Source organism: Streptomyces sp. NPDC018000, assembly GCF_044328025.1.
In the GTDB taxonomy this organism is placed as follows: domain Bacteria; phylum Actinomycetota; class Actinomycetes; order Streptomycetales; family Streptomycetaceae; genus Streptomyces.
On sequence record NZ_JBIRGM010000001.1, the window covers coordinates 593,114 to 606,877 of the forward strand.

A 13,764-nucleotide genomic window follows, 5' to 3' on the forward strand; every position below is an offset into this window, starting at 1 on the left:
GGTGGTGTGAGGGAACCCGCCCACCCGCAACGGCTCACGCCCCTGGAGGCGTCCTGCCGAACGGGACGCGAAAGCGGGAACCCCGCGCATCCAACACCGTTCGGGATGCGCCCAGAACGCAGCAGTGGGTCCAGGACTCACTCATGCGCACTGGTTAGGAACGGTCGGTTCGTCAGGAGTGTCGACGGCTCACCGCTGCCGCAGCGCGAACCACAGTTCCGTGCGTACGTCCATGTCGTCCAGGTCCGCGTCCAGTAGCGTCGCGCAGCGGGCGATGCGTTGGCGGACCGTGTTGCGGTGGACCTGGAGGGCGGTGGCCGTGCGGTCCCAGCTGCCGTGCAGGCTCAGCCAGCAGCGCAGGGTCTCGGTCAGGGGCTCGGCGAGCGGGGCGAGGAGGGCTCGGGCGTGGGCCTCGGCCTGGTCGGGAGGGATCAGGGCGGCCAGACCTGCTCCGGTGCCGGTGTGGTGATGGACCAGCGGGGTGCGGGTGGCCATGGCGCGGCCCAGGGCGCGGGCCGCCTGGCCGTCGGCGAGGTCGAGGGCGGTGATGGGCGCGGGGGCGGAGGCGCCGAGGGTCCAGCCGGGCTGCGGGGTGATCCGGTCGCCGCCGGGGACGAGGACCCTGACGGCGTCGCCGCCCCGGCCCGCGTCGACCAGGGCCGAGCCGAGAGCGGCGCCCAGTGCGCCGGCGGTGAGCGGGTCGACCGGGCCGTCGCCGCTGCGGCGCGCGTGCACCACCGTCCACTGCTCGGCACCACCCAGCAGCGGGGCGACGTGCTGCGGGTCCGCGCCCAGCAGCATCCGTACGAGGGCCGCCGACCGGCCCGCCGCGTCCGCGCCCTGATGCGGGGCAGCCAGCAGGGAGAGCAGGACGACCGCCACCCCGGCGATCGTGTGGTCGCCCGCCTCGCGCCGGTGCGTCGCGAGCGCCAGCACGAGACCCTGGCCGCCGCCCAGTGCGTACGCGGACAGGTGCGCGTCCCGCAGCGTGTCGGTGGCGGACACTGGCGCGGGGCGCGTCACGCCGGAGACCATCCGGGTGAGCCGGGTCAGTGCCGCCCCGACCTCGGGGGCCGGGCGGCGGCCCGCCGTATGCAGCTCCTCGCCGTCCTCGGAGAGCAGCACCGCCCGGCCCTCCAGCTGGGCCGCCAGCTGGTGCAGCACGGCGGGGATCGGGTCGGGCCGGGCCGCCGCCGTGGCCAGGGCCTGCTGGGCGCGGGTCACCCGGCGCAGCTCGCGGTGCCGGGCCTCGGCCATCAGCCGCCACACCGCCCGGGCGATCGCCGTGAACGGGGTCCCGGGCGGCACCTCCAGCAGCGGCAGGCCGTGCCGGTCGCATGCCTCGACCAGCGCCTGCGGCACCGTGTCGAACACCGGCGTCACCCCGAAACCGAGCGCCGCCGCCCCCGCCTCCATCAGCCGGGTCACATACGCGTCCGGGTCCTTGAGCAGCACCCCCGCGCTCAGCAGCAGCTCACCGCCGAGCAGATACGGGTACGGGTCGGCCATCTCCGAGGCATGCACCCACAGCAGATCCGCCTCGGCCGGACCCGCGATCCGGCGCAACCCGAGCTCCTCATGGGCGAGCAGCTCGGTGAGCGGGATCGGGGGAGTGGGGGGAGCGGAGGGAGAGGGGGGAGCGGGCGGGGTGAGTCCGGTCGAGGCTTCCGGCATGGATGGTCCATCCATCGACAACTTCAATTATGGATGAAACGTACACTTCAGCACCGCCTGCGGGCCACCTACCGTCTTCACTACCGGCCTGCCCGCGAACGCCCACAAAGCGCGCACCGCCTCCGTGCCACCCCGCATCGCAACAAGAAAGGCACCCGCCATGAGCAGCAACGAAACGCCGCGCGGTCCGATCGACTCCTCCCGCGTCCCGCGGTACGCCGGACCCGCGACGTTCGCCCGGCTGCCCCGCCTGGACGAGGTCCCCGCCGCCGATGTCGCCGTTGTCGGCGTGCCCTTCGACACGGGTGTCTCCTACCGCCCCGGCGCCCGCTTCGGCGGCAACGCGATCCGTGAGGCGTCGCGCCTGCTGCGCCCGTACAACCCGGCGCAGGACGCCTCGCCGTTCGCCCTCGCGCAGGTCGCCGACGCCGGTGACATCGCCGCGAACCCGTTCAACATCAACGAGGCCGTCGAGACGATCGAGGCCGCTGCCGACGACCTCCTCTCGACCGGCGCCCGCCTGATGACGCTCGGCGGCGACCACACCATCGCGCTGCCGCTGCTGCGTTCCGTCGCGAAGAAGCACGGCCCGGTCGCCCTGCTCCACTTCGACGCCCACCTCGACACCTGGGACACCTACTTCGGCGCCGAGTACACCCACGGCACGCCGTTCCGCCGGGCCGTCGAGGAGGGCATCCTCGACACCTCCGCCCTCTCCCACGTCGGCACCCGTGGCCCGCTCTACGGCAAGCAGGACCTCGACGACGACGCCAAGATGGGCTTCGGCATCGTCACCTCCGCCGACGTCATGCGCCGCGGTGTCGACGAGGTCGCCGACCAGCTTCGCCAGCGCATCGGCGACCGGCCGCTCTACATCTCCATCGACATCGACGTCCTGGACCCGGCGCACGCCCCCGGCACCGGCACCCCCGAGGCCGGCGGCCTGACGTCCCGTGAACTCCTGGAGATCGTCCGCGGGTTGTCCTCCTGCAACCTGGTCTCCGCCGACCTGGTCGAGGTCGCACCCGCGTACGACCACGCAGAGATCACCTCCGTCGCCGCCTCCCACACGGCGTACGAACTGACGACGATCATGTCCCGCCAGATCGCAGACGCCCGCACGAAGTAGGGCCGACCGTCACGTAGATCGCGCCCGTCCCGCGCCCCCGGAAGCCGGGGGCGCGGGCGGTTCAGCGTCCGGCGGTCCCGTTCCTGATTTTCCCGATGGCGTCCAGCTGCGCCGTGGTCTCTCCCCGTTACGCCGACGGAAGTCGTTGTTACGCCGACGGAAGTCGTTTTGCCGGCGAATGTCATCCCTGCCCGGCCCACCCGGCCGAGGAACACCGGCTCGCGGTGTACAACCTTTCTGTCCGTCAGGAACGAAATCGCCAGGGGCAAATGCCGTATGAAACAGCTTCGTATGTCTTGCCGTGCGCGGGGCGCGCTGTCCGTTGCGCTCGCCACGGGCGTGCTCGCACCCATGGCGCTCGGCGCCGCGCCCACCGCCGTCGCTGCGACGCCGACGGCGAGCTGCACGTCCGGCAAGGCGGGGCTGGCCGCCAAGCTGTCGAATGACATCACCGCCGCGCTCACGGCGCGGAAGTCGACCACGGCCGTGGCGCTCTACGACCGGACCACCAGGACGACCTGCTCCTTGCGGGCGACGACGACGTACGACTCCGCCAGCATCGTGAAGGCGACCGTGCTGGCGACGCTGCTCTGGGACAACAAGAAGCAGAACCGCTATCTCACCCAGCGCGAGATCGACCTCACCACCGCCATGATCACCAAGTCCGACAACGACGCGACCACCAGCCTGTGGAAGCAGCTCGGGGTGACCAAGGTCAAGGCGTTCCTGGAGGCTGCCGGGATGACGCAGACCGTGCCCGGCTCCGATGGCTACTGGGGGCTGACCCAGATCACCGCCCAGGACGAGCTGCGGCTGCTGGCTCTGCTGACCGCCAAGAACTCCGTGCTGAGCGACAACGCGCGGGAGTACGAACTGGGACTGATGCGCAAGGTCGTCTCCTCCCAGCGCTGGGGCACGCCCGCCGGAGCGCCGTCCGGAGTGACCGTCCAGGTCAAGAACGGCTGGCTGCCGCGCGCCACGCACGGCTGGCGGGTGCACAGCATCGGCGCCTTCACGGGCAAGGGGTACGACTACGCGATCACCGTGCTCACCCAGGACAACAAGACGATGAACGACGGCATCGACACCATTCAGGCCGTTGCCCGCGCCGTGCACAAGGACCTCAATCCGACCGCCGACGCGTCGGAGACCGTCGTACCGCCCGCCGCCCCGCAGGAAGCGGTGCCCGCGGTACCGGAGGCACCGGCGGTAGGGATGCTCACCGCGACGCCGCGGTCGTAGCCGGGCAGGGGGCGCCGGCACCGGCCGGCGGGATGAAATCCGCCGCCCATCGCGTTGTCGCCTTCCGGCAGACCATGTCGAACGGGAGGCACCGGTGACGGACGCAGGGGACGCAGGGGACACAGAGGCCGCGGCGCAGGCCCCGGGCTGGGCTCGGCGGCTGAGCGGTTACGCATGGCGCCACCGGCGCGATGTGCTGCTGGCGCTCGGCTCGTCACTGGCCGGTATGGCGGTGATGGCCCTCGTCCCGCTGATCACCAAGGTGATCATCGACGATGTCGTCGGCAACCACACCCGGTCCCTCGCCGCCTGGACCGGACTCCTCGTATTCGCCGCTGTACTGGTGTACATAGCCACGTACATCCGCCGCTACTACGGCGGCCGGCTCGCCCTCGACGTACAGCACGATCTGCGTACCGAGATGTACGGGACGATCACCCGCCTCGACGGGAAGCGCCAGGACGAGCTGTCCACCGGGCAGGTCGTCGGGCGCGCCACCAGCGACCTGCAGCTGATCCAGGGGCTCCTGTTCATGCTCCCGATGACCATCGGGAACGTGCTGCTCTTCATCCTCTCCCTGGTGATCATGGCGTGGCTCTCGCCGCTGCTCACCCTGGTCGCGATCGCCGTCGCTCCCGTCCTCTGGTTCATCGCGCGCCGCTCCCGCTCCCGTCTCTTCCCCGCCACCTGGTACGCCCAGGGGCAGGCCGCCGCCGTCGCCGGAGTCGTCGACGGGGCCGTCTCCGGGGTCCGGGTCGTCAAGGGGTTCGGGCAGGAGGAACAGGAGACCGGCAAGCTGCGCGAGGTCGGGCGCAGGCTCTTCGCCGGACGGCTGCGCACCATCCGGCTGAACTCCCGCTACACCCCCGCCCTCCAGGCCGTCCCCGCGCTCGGCCAGGTCGCGATGCTGGCCCTCGGCGGCTGGCTCGCCACCCGGGGCGAGATCACCCTCGGCACGTTCGTCGCGTTCTCCACCTACCTGGCCCAGCTCGTCGGCCCGGTCCGGATGCTCGCCATGGTCCTCACCGTCGGACAGCAGGCCCGGGCCGGCGTCGAGCGCGTACTCGAACTGATCGACACCGAGCCGACCATGCAGGACGGCACCAAGGAACTCCCGGCCGACGCCCCCGCGAGCGTCGAGTTCGACGACGTACGGTTCGGATACGCTCCGCTCCGCTCCGCCACCGACGACGACCTCGGGAGCGAAGCCTTTGACCGCCCCGTCCTCGACGGGTTCTCGCTGACCATCGAGCCCGGTGAGACCGTCGCCCTCGTCGGCGCGTCCGGCAGCGGGAAGTCCACCGTCTCGCTGCTGCTGCCCCGCTTCTACGACGTGACGCACGGCGCGGTCCTGGTCGGCGGCCACGACGTCCGCGAGCTGACCCAGCGGTCCCTGCGCGCCGCCATCGGTCTCGTACCCGAGGACAGCTTCCTGTTCTCCGACACCGTCCGCGCCAACATCGCGTACGGCGTCCCCGACGCCACCCAGGAACAGATCGAGGAAGCGGCCAGGGCCGCCCAGGCCGACCGGTTCATCGCGGACCTGCCCGAGGGCTACGACACCAAGGTCGGCGAGCACGGACTCACCCTCTCCGGCGGCCAGCGCCAGCGCGTCGCGCTCGCCCGCGCCATCCTCACCGACCCCCGGCTGCTCCTCCTCGACGACGCCACCTCCGCCGTCGACGCCCGTGTCGAGCACGAGATCCACGAGGCGCTGCGGCAGGTGATGGCCGGGCGGACGACCCTCCTGATCGCGCACCGCCGTTCCACCCTCGGCCTCGCCGACCGGATCGCCGTCCTGGAACACGGCAGGCTCGCCGACATCGGTACGCACGAGGAGCTGGAGCGCCGCTCCGCGCTCTACCGGCGGCTGCTCACCGACCCGGACGAGCTGGGCGGCACCTCGCCCGGACACGAGCCGCCGACCACCGCCGCCGACACGACCCCCGAGGACGACCGCGCGCTCCAGGAAGAACTGGACGCCGAGTTCGACGCCGAGCGTGGCATCAGCCCCCACCTGTGGATCCGCAAGGAGGAGCCGCGCGACACCGGCGTGGCCGGCATGCCCGCGACGCCCGAGCTGCTTGCCCAGGTCGAGGCGCTGCCGCCCGCCACCGACACACCCGACATCGACGAGGCGCGGGCCGTCGCCGCCGAGGCTTCGTACGGGCTGCGCAGACTGCTGCGCGGCTTCGGGCTGCCGCTCCTGGTGAGCCTGGCGCTGGTGGCGGTGGACGCGGGCGCCGGACTCCTGCTGCCCATACTGATCCGGCACGGCATCGACCAGGGTGTCTCGCAGTTCGCACTCGGCGCCGTCTGGGCGGCGTCCGCGCTGGGCCTGGTGGTCGTGCTCGTGCAGTGGTCGGCCCAGATCGGCGAGACCCGGATGACGGGCCGCACCGGCGAACGGGTGCTGTACTCACTGCGGCTGAAGATCTTCGCGCAGCTCCAGCGACTCGGCCTGGACTACTACGAACGCGAGCTGACCGGCCGCATCATGACCCGGATGACGACCGACGTGGACGCGCTGTCGACATTCCTGCAGACCGGCCTGGTCACCGCCTTCGTCTCCGTCGTCACCTTCTTCGGCATCATGGTCGCGCTGCTCGTCCTGGACGTACAGCTGGCCCTCGTCGTCTTCGCGACGCTGCCGGCGCTGGTCATCGCCACGTTCTTCTTCCGCCGCAAGAGCGTCAAGGCGTACGAGCTGGCCCGCGAACGCATCAGCGTCGTCAACGCCGACCTCCAGGAGTCCGTCTCCGGACTGCGGATCGTGCAGGCGTTCCGCCGCGAGCACGACGGCGCGGACCGGTTCGCGGAGCGCAGCGACCACTACCGCAAGGCCAGGGTCCGTGGCCAGTGGCTGATCTCGGTCTACTTCCCGTTCGTGCAGCTGTTGTCGTCGGTGGCCGCGGCGGCCGTACTGATCGTCGGCGCGGGCCGGGTCGACAACGGCACGCTCACCACTGGTGCGCTGGTCGCGTACCTCCTCTACATCGACCTGTTCTTCGCCCCGGTGCAGCAGCTCTCCCAGGTCTTCGACGGCTACCAGCAGGCCTCCGTCTCCCTCGGCCGCATCCAGGAACTCCTGCGGGAGCCGACCTCCACCGACACCCCGGACGAACCGCTGGACGTGCCATCGCTGCGCGGCGATATCGCCTTCGAGGACGTGTCCTTCGCCTACGGCTCGGGCGAGGACGCCGAGGAAGCCCTCATCGGTGTCGACCTGCGGATCCCGGCCGGCCAGACGGTCGCGTTCGTCGGCGAGACGGGCGCCGGGAAGTCCACCCTCGTCAAGCTCGTCGCCCGGTTCTACGACCCGACGGGCGGCCGGGTCACGGCGGACGGCACCGATCTGCGCCGCCTCGACCTCACCGCGTACCGGCACCGGCTCGGAGTCGTACCGCAGGAGGCATACCTCTTCGCCGGTACGGTCCGCGACGCCATCGCGTACGGGCGGCCCGAGGCCACCGACGCCGAGGTGGAAGCGGCGGCGCGGGCGGTCGGCGCCCACGACATGATCGCCACCCTGGACGGCGGCTATCTGCACGAGGTCGCCGAGCGGGGCCGTAACCTCTCGGCCGGCCAGCGCCAGCTGATCGCACTCGCCCGCGCCGAACTCGTCGACCCGGACATCCTGCTGCTCGACGAGGCGACGGCCTCCCTCGACCTGGCCAGCGAGGCCCTGGTCAACCAGGCGACCGACCGTTCCCCAAGCTCTCAACTCCGTTCGAGCAGGGGAGGCCCCATTTCCGGCCGCCGCACCACCCTCATCGTCGCCCACCGGCTGACCACCGCCGCCCGCGCCGACCGGGTCGTGGTGATGGACCACGGCCGGGTCGTCGAGGACGGCACGCACGACGAACTCCTCGCCCGGGAAGGGCACTACGCCGTGCTGTGGCGCACCTTCATAGGGGAGGACGAGCCCGCGGGGGTGTGAGAGCCGGGCCCGTCCGCCGGTTCACTCGCCGATGGCGGAGATCTTGCCGGTCCGGAGGTCCGACCGCACGGTCAGATACGAATAGGTGGGGTGCTTGCCGTTGCGCCAGGTGAGCCGCACCTTCGACCAGGTGTGGCCCGCGCCGCTCTCGCCGGAGACGACCCGGAATGCGAGCGGGGTGTTCTGGGCGCGGAGCACACCGTCAGCGTGGTTGCGCTGCTCCCAGGTCTTCAGCTGGGTGCACAGCTGGGGCGTCAGATAGAACGTCCTCAGGGCGGTGGCGAGCTTGTCGCCGTCCTTCGCCGTGACGGCATCGATGTAGGCGCCGTAGAAGTGGGCAACCTGCTGGTACGCCGGGGTTCCGGCGTCGCTGCGCACCGGCGCCGCGGCCACCGGGGCCTGCGGGGCCGCCGCAGCGGCCGGGACCGCGGCGACGACGGTGAGGAGAGCGGTGGCGAGCAGCGTCCGGCCGATGGCGCGCCGGCCGCGGAGACCCTGTGAGTTGCGGAGTTGGAGCATGGCAGTTCCTGCCTTTCATATGGCTCTGCCCTGTTGGAGCCATGTTGTGGCGATTCGGTTGTCCCGGAAGCGGAGCGCGCCGGGTGCAACCTCCGGATGGCCTCCTGCGTCGTACGCATGTACACACATGTGCCGAGTAGGGGCGTAAGTGTTCGATCGGACGATGGGGCTGCTGGTGATCAGAGGGACCGGAGAGGTTGGAAAGGCCGGATCGGTCGGCGGGGGCGGAAGCGGCCGGGGGCACCGGATGCTTGTGCGTCTTCTCGTCCTGCCGCTGGTGGCCGCCCTCGGTCTGGTACTCAGCGACAGCGCGCTGAACAGCGCCGACGCCGCAACGGCCTGCGCCGGGCGCCCCGCGAAGAAGGTCGACTTCAAGACCGGCGAGCTGCGCGTCTACAAGAGCCGCTCCTACGCCTGCGCGGTCGCGATCGCGAAGAAGCCGGCCCCGCGCCGCAAGATGTCCGTGCTCATCCAGGCGCGCGGCGGCAGCCCCGTCGTCGACAGCGGCACATACACCAGACAGGCCGGCCCGGTGACGGTCCACGCGCTGAACCGGTGTGTCAGGGCCACGGCCACGATCTCGGGAAAGTCCGGCTCCACGGGCTGGATTCTCTGCTGACGGCGGCAGCTCGTCGTGGCTCCGTGCCAACAGGGTCTGGCGGTAGAGGTGTTGCCCCGCTAGGTTCGCGACGTCTGTTGTGAATCAAGGGGAGGGTGCATGCGCAAGGCGCTCAGAGGGTTTCTGTCGCTCGCGGTGCTCATCGGCACAGTGAGTGCGACGGGTGCCTCGGCCGGGGCGGCCACCGCCGCGGAACCGACCGCGTTCCGGAGTGCGGCCGGCAGTGACAGCGGCACGAGCACGGACATCAAGGACCGCATCCTGGCCATTCCGGGAATGAGCCTCATCGAGGAGAAGCCGGTCGAGGGCTACCGCTACTTCGTCCTCAACTACACCCAGCCGATCGATCACCGGCACCCGTCCAAGGGCACCTTCCAGCAGCGCATCACCCTGCTGCACAAGGACACGTCCCGCCCGACGGTCTTCTACACCGGCGGCTACAACGTCTCCACGAACCCCAGCCGCTCCGAGCCGACCCGGATCGTCGACGGCAACCAGGTCTCCCTGGAGTATCGATTCTTCACCCCGTCCCGTCCGGCGCCCGCCGACTGGTCCAAGCTCGACATCTGGCAGGCCGCCAGCGACCAGCACCGCGTCTTCACCGCGCTGAAGCAGATCTACACCAAGAACTGGCTGAGCACCGGCGGCTCCAAGGGCGGCATGACCGCCACGTACTTCGAGCGCTTCTACCCCGAGGACATGGACGGCGTCGTCGCCTACGTCGCGCCCAACGACGTGGTCAACAAGGAGGACTCGGCGTACGACCGGTTCTTCGGACGCGTCGGCACCAAGGAGTGCCGCGACAAGCTGAACGGTGTGCAGCGCGAGGCGCTGATCCGTCGCGAGCCGCTGGAGAAGAAGTACCAGGAGTACGCCGCCGGGAAGGGCTACACCTTCAACACCGTCGGCTCGCTCGACAAGGCGTACGAAGCCGTTGTCATGGACTACGTCTGGGCGTTCTGGCAGTACAGCCTGCTGTCCGACTGCGACTCCATCCCGGCCGACGCCAAGACCGCCCCCGACCAGGCGATCTGGGACTCGATCGACTCGATCTCGGGCTTCTCCGCCTACACGGACCAGGGCCTGGAGAAGTACACGCCGTACTACTACCAGGCGGGTACCCAGCTCGGTTCGCCCGACATCGAGCAGCCGTGGCTCGGCAATCTGAGCCGGTACGGATACCAGCCGCCGCGCACCTTCGTGCCGCGCTCCATCCCGATGAAGTTCCAGCCGTCGGTGATGCGTGACGTCGACAACTGGGTGAAGCGCCACGCCAACCACATGCTGTACGTGTACGGGCAGAACGACCCGTGGGGCGCGGAGCGCTTCCGGCTCGGTGCGGGCGCCCGTGACAGCTATGTCATGACCGTGGCGGGCGGCAACCACGGTGCCAACGTGGCCGGGCTCGACGTCGACGACAAGGCGAAGGCCACCGCGGCCATCCTGCGCTGGGCGGGCGTCGCCCCGGCCGCCGTGCAGGACGACCCGGCGAAGGCGAAGCCGCTCGCGAAGTTCGACGGACGGCTCGACAAGCGGGACGTGACGAACGAGCGCGGGCTGCGGCCGTAAGCGGTTCTCGGGCCGGGAAAGGGCTGTGCGTCTGCACAGCCCTTTCCGTTCTCCGGGGCGGGGCACAGGCCCGTCAGGCGTCGAAGCGGTGTCGGGATGCCTCGATGTGACCGAGGTAGCGGTGGGTCCAGTCACACATTCCATCGACGGTCGCCCGGAGGGCTCGGCCCGGCTCGGTGAGGGTGTACTCGACCCGCGGCGGCACGGTGGGGTGCACGTTTCGATCGACCAGGCCGTTGCGCTCCAGCATGCGCAGGTTCTGGGTGAGCATCTTGTGGCTGATGCCCTCGACCTTGTCCCGCAATTCACTGAAGCGCATGGTTCCCTCACCGAGGGACTCGATGATCAAGAGCGCCCACTTGTTGGCGACGTCCGAGAAGATCTCCCGCGCCAGGGAGTCCGCCCGCGTCAGGTCTGCTTCGTCGGGTGAGCCGTTGAGCTGCTTAGTCACCATGAGGTTCCCCAGTCACTGAAAAGTGCGTTCTTCCCCGCCAGGCGGAACTCTCCTACGGTTCCTCAGTAACCACAAGAGACCACGAGCGTCCTGGCTCGGTGGAAGCGAGCCCACGAGCTCTCGTGACGAGGAGTCAGCATGGCCATCACCCTGGCAAACCCCGAAGGACTGATGAAGGTCGACCTCTATCGGCAGGTGTCGGTCGCGACCGGGTCGAAGCTGGTCTTCATCGCCGGGCAGGTCGCCTGCGATGCCGACGGGGTCACGGTCGGCAAAGGTGACCTCGCCGCTCAGGTCGAGCAGTGCTACCTCAACGTCGGCACGGCCCTGGCCGAGGCCGGTGCCTCCTTCGACGACGTGGCAAAACTGACCGTCTACCTCGTCGACTGGACCCCCGACAAGATGCCCCTGCTCACGGAGGGGATCGCTCGCGCGGCCGCGAAGCTCGGGGTCACCCCGGCCCCGCCCTTCACAGGGGTGGGCGTCGCCGCCCTGGCCGGGCCCGACATCCTGGTCGAGGTCGAAGCCACCGCGGTCATCGACTGAAGGGGCGGCGTCGCGGGGCCGGGCACGCACCCGGCCCCGCTCGGTCGGTCCTAGTGCCGCGACCGGTACGTCAGCCCGTAGCCGACCGGGTGCAGCACCTGCGTCGGATCGTCAGCGCGCTGCACCGGCACCGGCAGAGTGCCCTCCGGTTCGGCGCGGCCCGCGATCACCCGGGCGGCGGCCCGCAGTTCGACATCGGTCCAGGAGTACGTGGCCAGGTTCGCCGCGAACCCGGTCCCGGACAGCCGGGCGATGTCGTACGGATTGCGGATCGCGACCGTGATCACCGGGATGCCGGTCGCCGCGAGGGCGCTCACCAGGGTGCGCTGCGAGCTGGTGGCCGAGACGTTGTACGTCCCCACGATCACCGCGTCCTTGCCCTGTGCGGCTGCCACCGCCTCGTCGATCTTCGCCTTGGTGGGGGCGGTGCCGGTGGACAGCGCGGTCGCCGCGTACCCCAGTTCGCCGAAGGCGGTGGCCAGGGTGGTGGTCGGCGGTCCGGTGGTGCCGGACGGGGAGGCCGGATCGGCGCCGACCACGAGCAGGTTCTTGTGGGAGCGGCGGGAGATCGGCAGTACCCCGCCGTTGTTGGCGAGCAGAGTTGTCGTGCGCTCGGCGATCCGGTCGGCGGCGGCGAGATGGGCCCGCGTCCCGACGGTACGGTCCACCCCCGCGTGACTGACGAACGGGTCGTCGAACAGCCCGAGCTTCGTCTTCAGCCGCAGGATCCGCAGGATCGATTCCTCGATCCTGGCCTCGCTGATCTCGCCGTTCTTCACGGCCTTCAGGACGGCGTTCCAGGAGACGTCGAGACTCGGCGGGTTGAGCAGTTGGTCGACGCCCGCCTGAAGCGCGAGGACCGGCACGCGCTCGTCGCCGTACTTCGTCCGTACGCCCTCCATGCCGAGCGAGTCGGTGACCACGACACCGTCGTAGCCGAGCTCCTCGCGCAGGATGCCGGTGAGGATCGGGCGGGACAGTGTCGCCGGGTCCTCGGCCGGGTCCAGGGCCGGGACCACGATGTGTGCGGTCATGATCGAGTCGATGCCCGCGGCGATCGCGGCCCGGAACGGCGGCTCGTCCAGCTCCTCCCACTGCTCCCGGGTGTGGCGGATGACGGGCAGACCGGTGTGGCTGTCGGTGTTGGTGTCGCCGTGTCCCGGGAAGTGCTTGGCCGTCGAGGCGATACCGCTGCTCTGATACCCCTTCACCTGGGCGGCGACCATCCCGGCCACGGACTGCGGGTCGGAGCCGAAGGAGCGTACGCCGATCACCGGGTTGGCCGGGTTGACGTTCACATCGGCATCCGGGGCGTAGTTCTGGTTGATGCCGACCGCCGCCAGTTCGGCGCCCGCGATCTGCCCGGCCCGGCGAGCGTCGGAGCGCGAACCGCCGGCGCCCAGCGCCATCGCGCCCGGCATCAGGGTGGCGGGTTCGCCGACGCGGCAGACGATGCCGTGCTCCTGGTCGGTGGAGACGAGGAGCGGCAGGGGAGTGGGGCCGGCGAGACCGGCGCGCTGGATGCCGTTGGAGAGGTCGGCGATCTGGTGCGGGTCGCGGGTGTTGTGCGCCCAGGCGAAGTAGATGATCCCGCCGACGTGGTACTTGGCGATCATCTCGGCGGCGGTACGGACCCCGATCTCCGCCATGTTGGCGTCGATGTCGGCCTGGTCGGGCTCGGTGGCGGAGTGCCCGTACACCCGCATCACGAAGAGCTGCCCGACCTTCTCCTCCAGGGTCATCCGGGAGATGAGCCGCTTGAGGCGCTTGGTGGTGGCGGCTGAGGTGTGGTGCCCGCTGCTGTGCCCGCTGCCCGGGGACCTCTGGGCGGCGACGGCGCCGGGGGCGACGACCCCACCGGTGACGGCGGCTGCGGCGGTCGCGGCGGTAGCAGTGAGGAGGGTGCGTCTGGAGGTGCGGTGGTGCACGTGAGCTCCTTCGGCCGTACTCGGGGACGAGGGGGTGGTGAAAGAAATTTCCAAGAAGCACGGATATCCAGAAAATAACTTCCGGTCAAGGGTCTGGGCCGTTTTGAGCCTGCCGGGCGGCCGAGGACGCGGCGCTCAAGGTCG

The 13,764-nt window shown here is 70.4% G+C and carries 10 protein-coding genes; 6 read left to right on the forward strand and 4 right to left on the reverse strand.

Annotation, left to right across the window (positions count from 1 at the left end; all coding sequences use genetic code 11):
- Nucleotides 1-189: 189 nt before the first annotated feature.
- Nucleotides 190-1,689 (reverse strand): PucR family transcriptional regulator ligand-binding domain-containing protein, encoded by a 1,500-nt coding sequence (locus tag ACH4EW_RS02945; protein ID WP_398250439.1) that lies wholly within the window; start codon nt 1,687-1,689, stop codon nt 190-192.
- Between the two features lie 145 nt (nt 1,690-1,834).
- On the opposite strand from ACH4EW_RS02945, the gene speB reads away from it, so the two are divergent.
- From speB to ACH4EW_RS02960, 3 genes are all read left to right on the forward strand, one after another.
- Complete coding sequence (speB, locus tag ACH4EW_RS02950) at nt 1,835-2,803, forward strand: agmatinase (protein WP_398250441.1); 969 nt, start codon at nt 1,835-1,837, stop codon at nt 2,801-2,803.
- Nucleotides 2,804-3,094: 291 nt separating this feature from the next.
- Nucleotides 3,095-4,045, forward strand: a complete 951-nt coding sequence (locus tag ACH4EW_RS02955; protein WP_398250443.1) for a serine hydrolase — start codon at nt 3,095-3,097, stop codon at nt 4,043-4,045.
- A 94-nt stretch (nt 4,046-4,139) separates the two neighbouring features.
- A complete protein-coding gene (locus ACH4EW_RS02960) occupies nt 4,140-7,985 on the forward strand; it encodes an ABC transporter ATP-binding protein (protein ID WP_398250444.1) in 3,846 nt (1,281 codons plus the stop codon).
- Nucleotides 7,986-8,006: 21 nt separating this feature from the next.
- Here the strand turns inward: ACH4EW_RS02960 and ACH4EW_RS02965 are convergent, their stop codons facing one another.
- On the reverse strand, nt 8,007-8,504 hold the full coding sequence (locus tag ACH4EW_RS02965) for a hypothetical protein (RefSeq protein WP_398250446.1): 498 nt from the start codon (nt 8,502-8,504) through the stop codon (nt 8,007-8,009).
- Between the two features lie 247 nt (nt 8,505-8,751).
- Here ACH4EW_RS02965 and ACH4EW_RS02970 point away from each other — a divergent pair, with 247 nt between their 5' ends.
- Together ACH4EW_RS02970 and ACH4EW_RS02975 are read left to right on the forward strand one after the other, a co-directional pair.
- Nucleotides 8,752-9,123, forward strand: a complete 372-nt coding sequence (locus ACH4EW_RS02970; RefSeq protein ID WP_398250448.1) for a hypothetical protein — start codon at nt 8,752-8,754, stop codon at nt 9,121-9,123.
- A 99-nt stretch (nt 9,124-9,222) separates the two neighbouring features.
- Complete coding sequence (locus tag ACH4EW_RS02975) at nt 9,223-10,692, forward strand: S28 family serine protease (RefSeq protein ID WP_398250450.1); 1,470 nt, start codon at nt 9,223-9,225, stop codon at nt 10,690-10,692.
- Between the two features lie 73 nt (nt 10,693-10,765).
- On the opposite strand, the gene ACH4EW_RS02980 is transcribed toward ACH4EW_RS02975, so the two are convergent.
- Nucleotides 10,766-11,146, reverse strand: a complete 381-nt coding sequence (locus ACH4EW_RS02980) for a winged helix-turn-helix transcriptional regulator (protein WP_398250452.1) — start codon at nt 11,144-11,146, stop codon at nt 10,766-10,768.
- A 138-nt stretch (nt 11,147-11,284) separates the two neighbouring features.
- Here ACH4EW_RS02980 and ACH4EW_RS02985 point away from each other — a divergent pair, with 138 nt between their 5' ends.
- Complete coding sequence (locus ACH4EW_RS02985; protein ID WP_398250454.1) at nt 11,285-11,692, forward strand: RidA family protein; 408 nt, start codon at nt 11,285-11,287, stop codon at nt 11,690-11,692.
- Nucleotides 11,693-11,742: 50 nt separating this feature from the next.
- Here the strand turns inward: ACH4EW_RS02985 and ACH4EW_RS02990 are convergent, their stop codons facing one another.
- Nucleotides 11,743-13,620, reverse strand: a complete 1,878-nt coding sequence (locus ACH4EW_RS02990; protein ID WP_398250456.1) for a glycoside hydrolase family 3 protein — start codon at nt 13,618-13,620, stop codon at nt 11,743-11,745.
- Between the last annotated feature and the right edge of the window lie 144 nt (nt 13,621-13,764).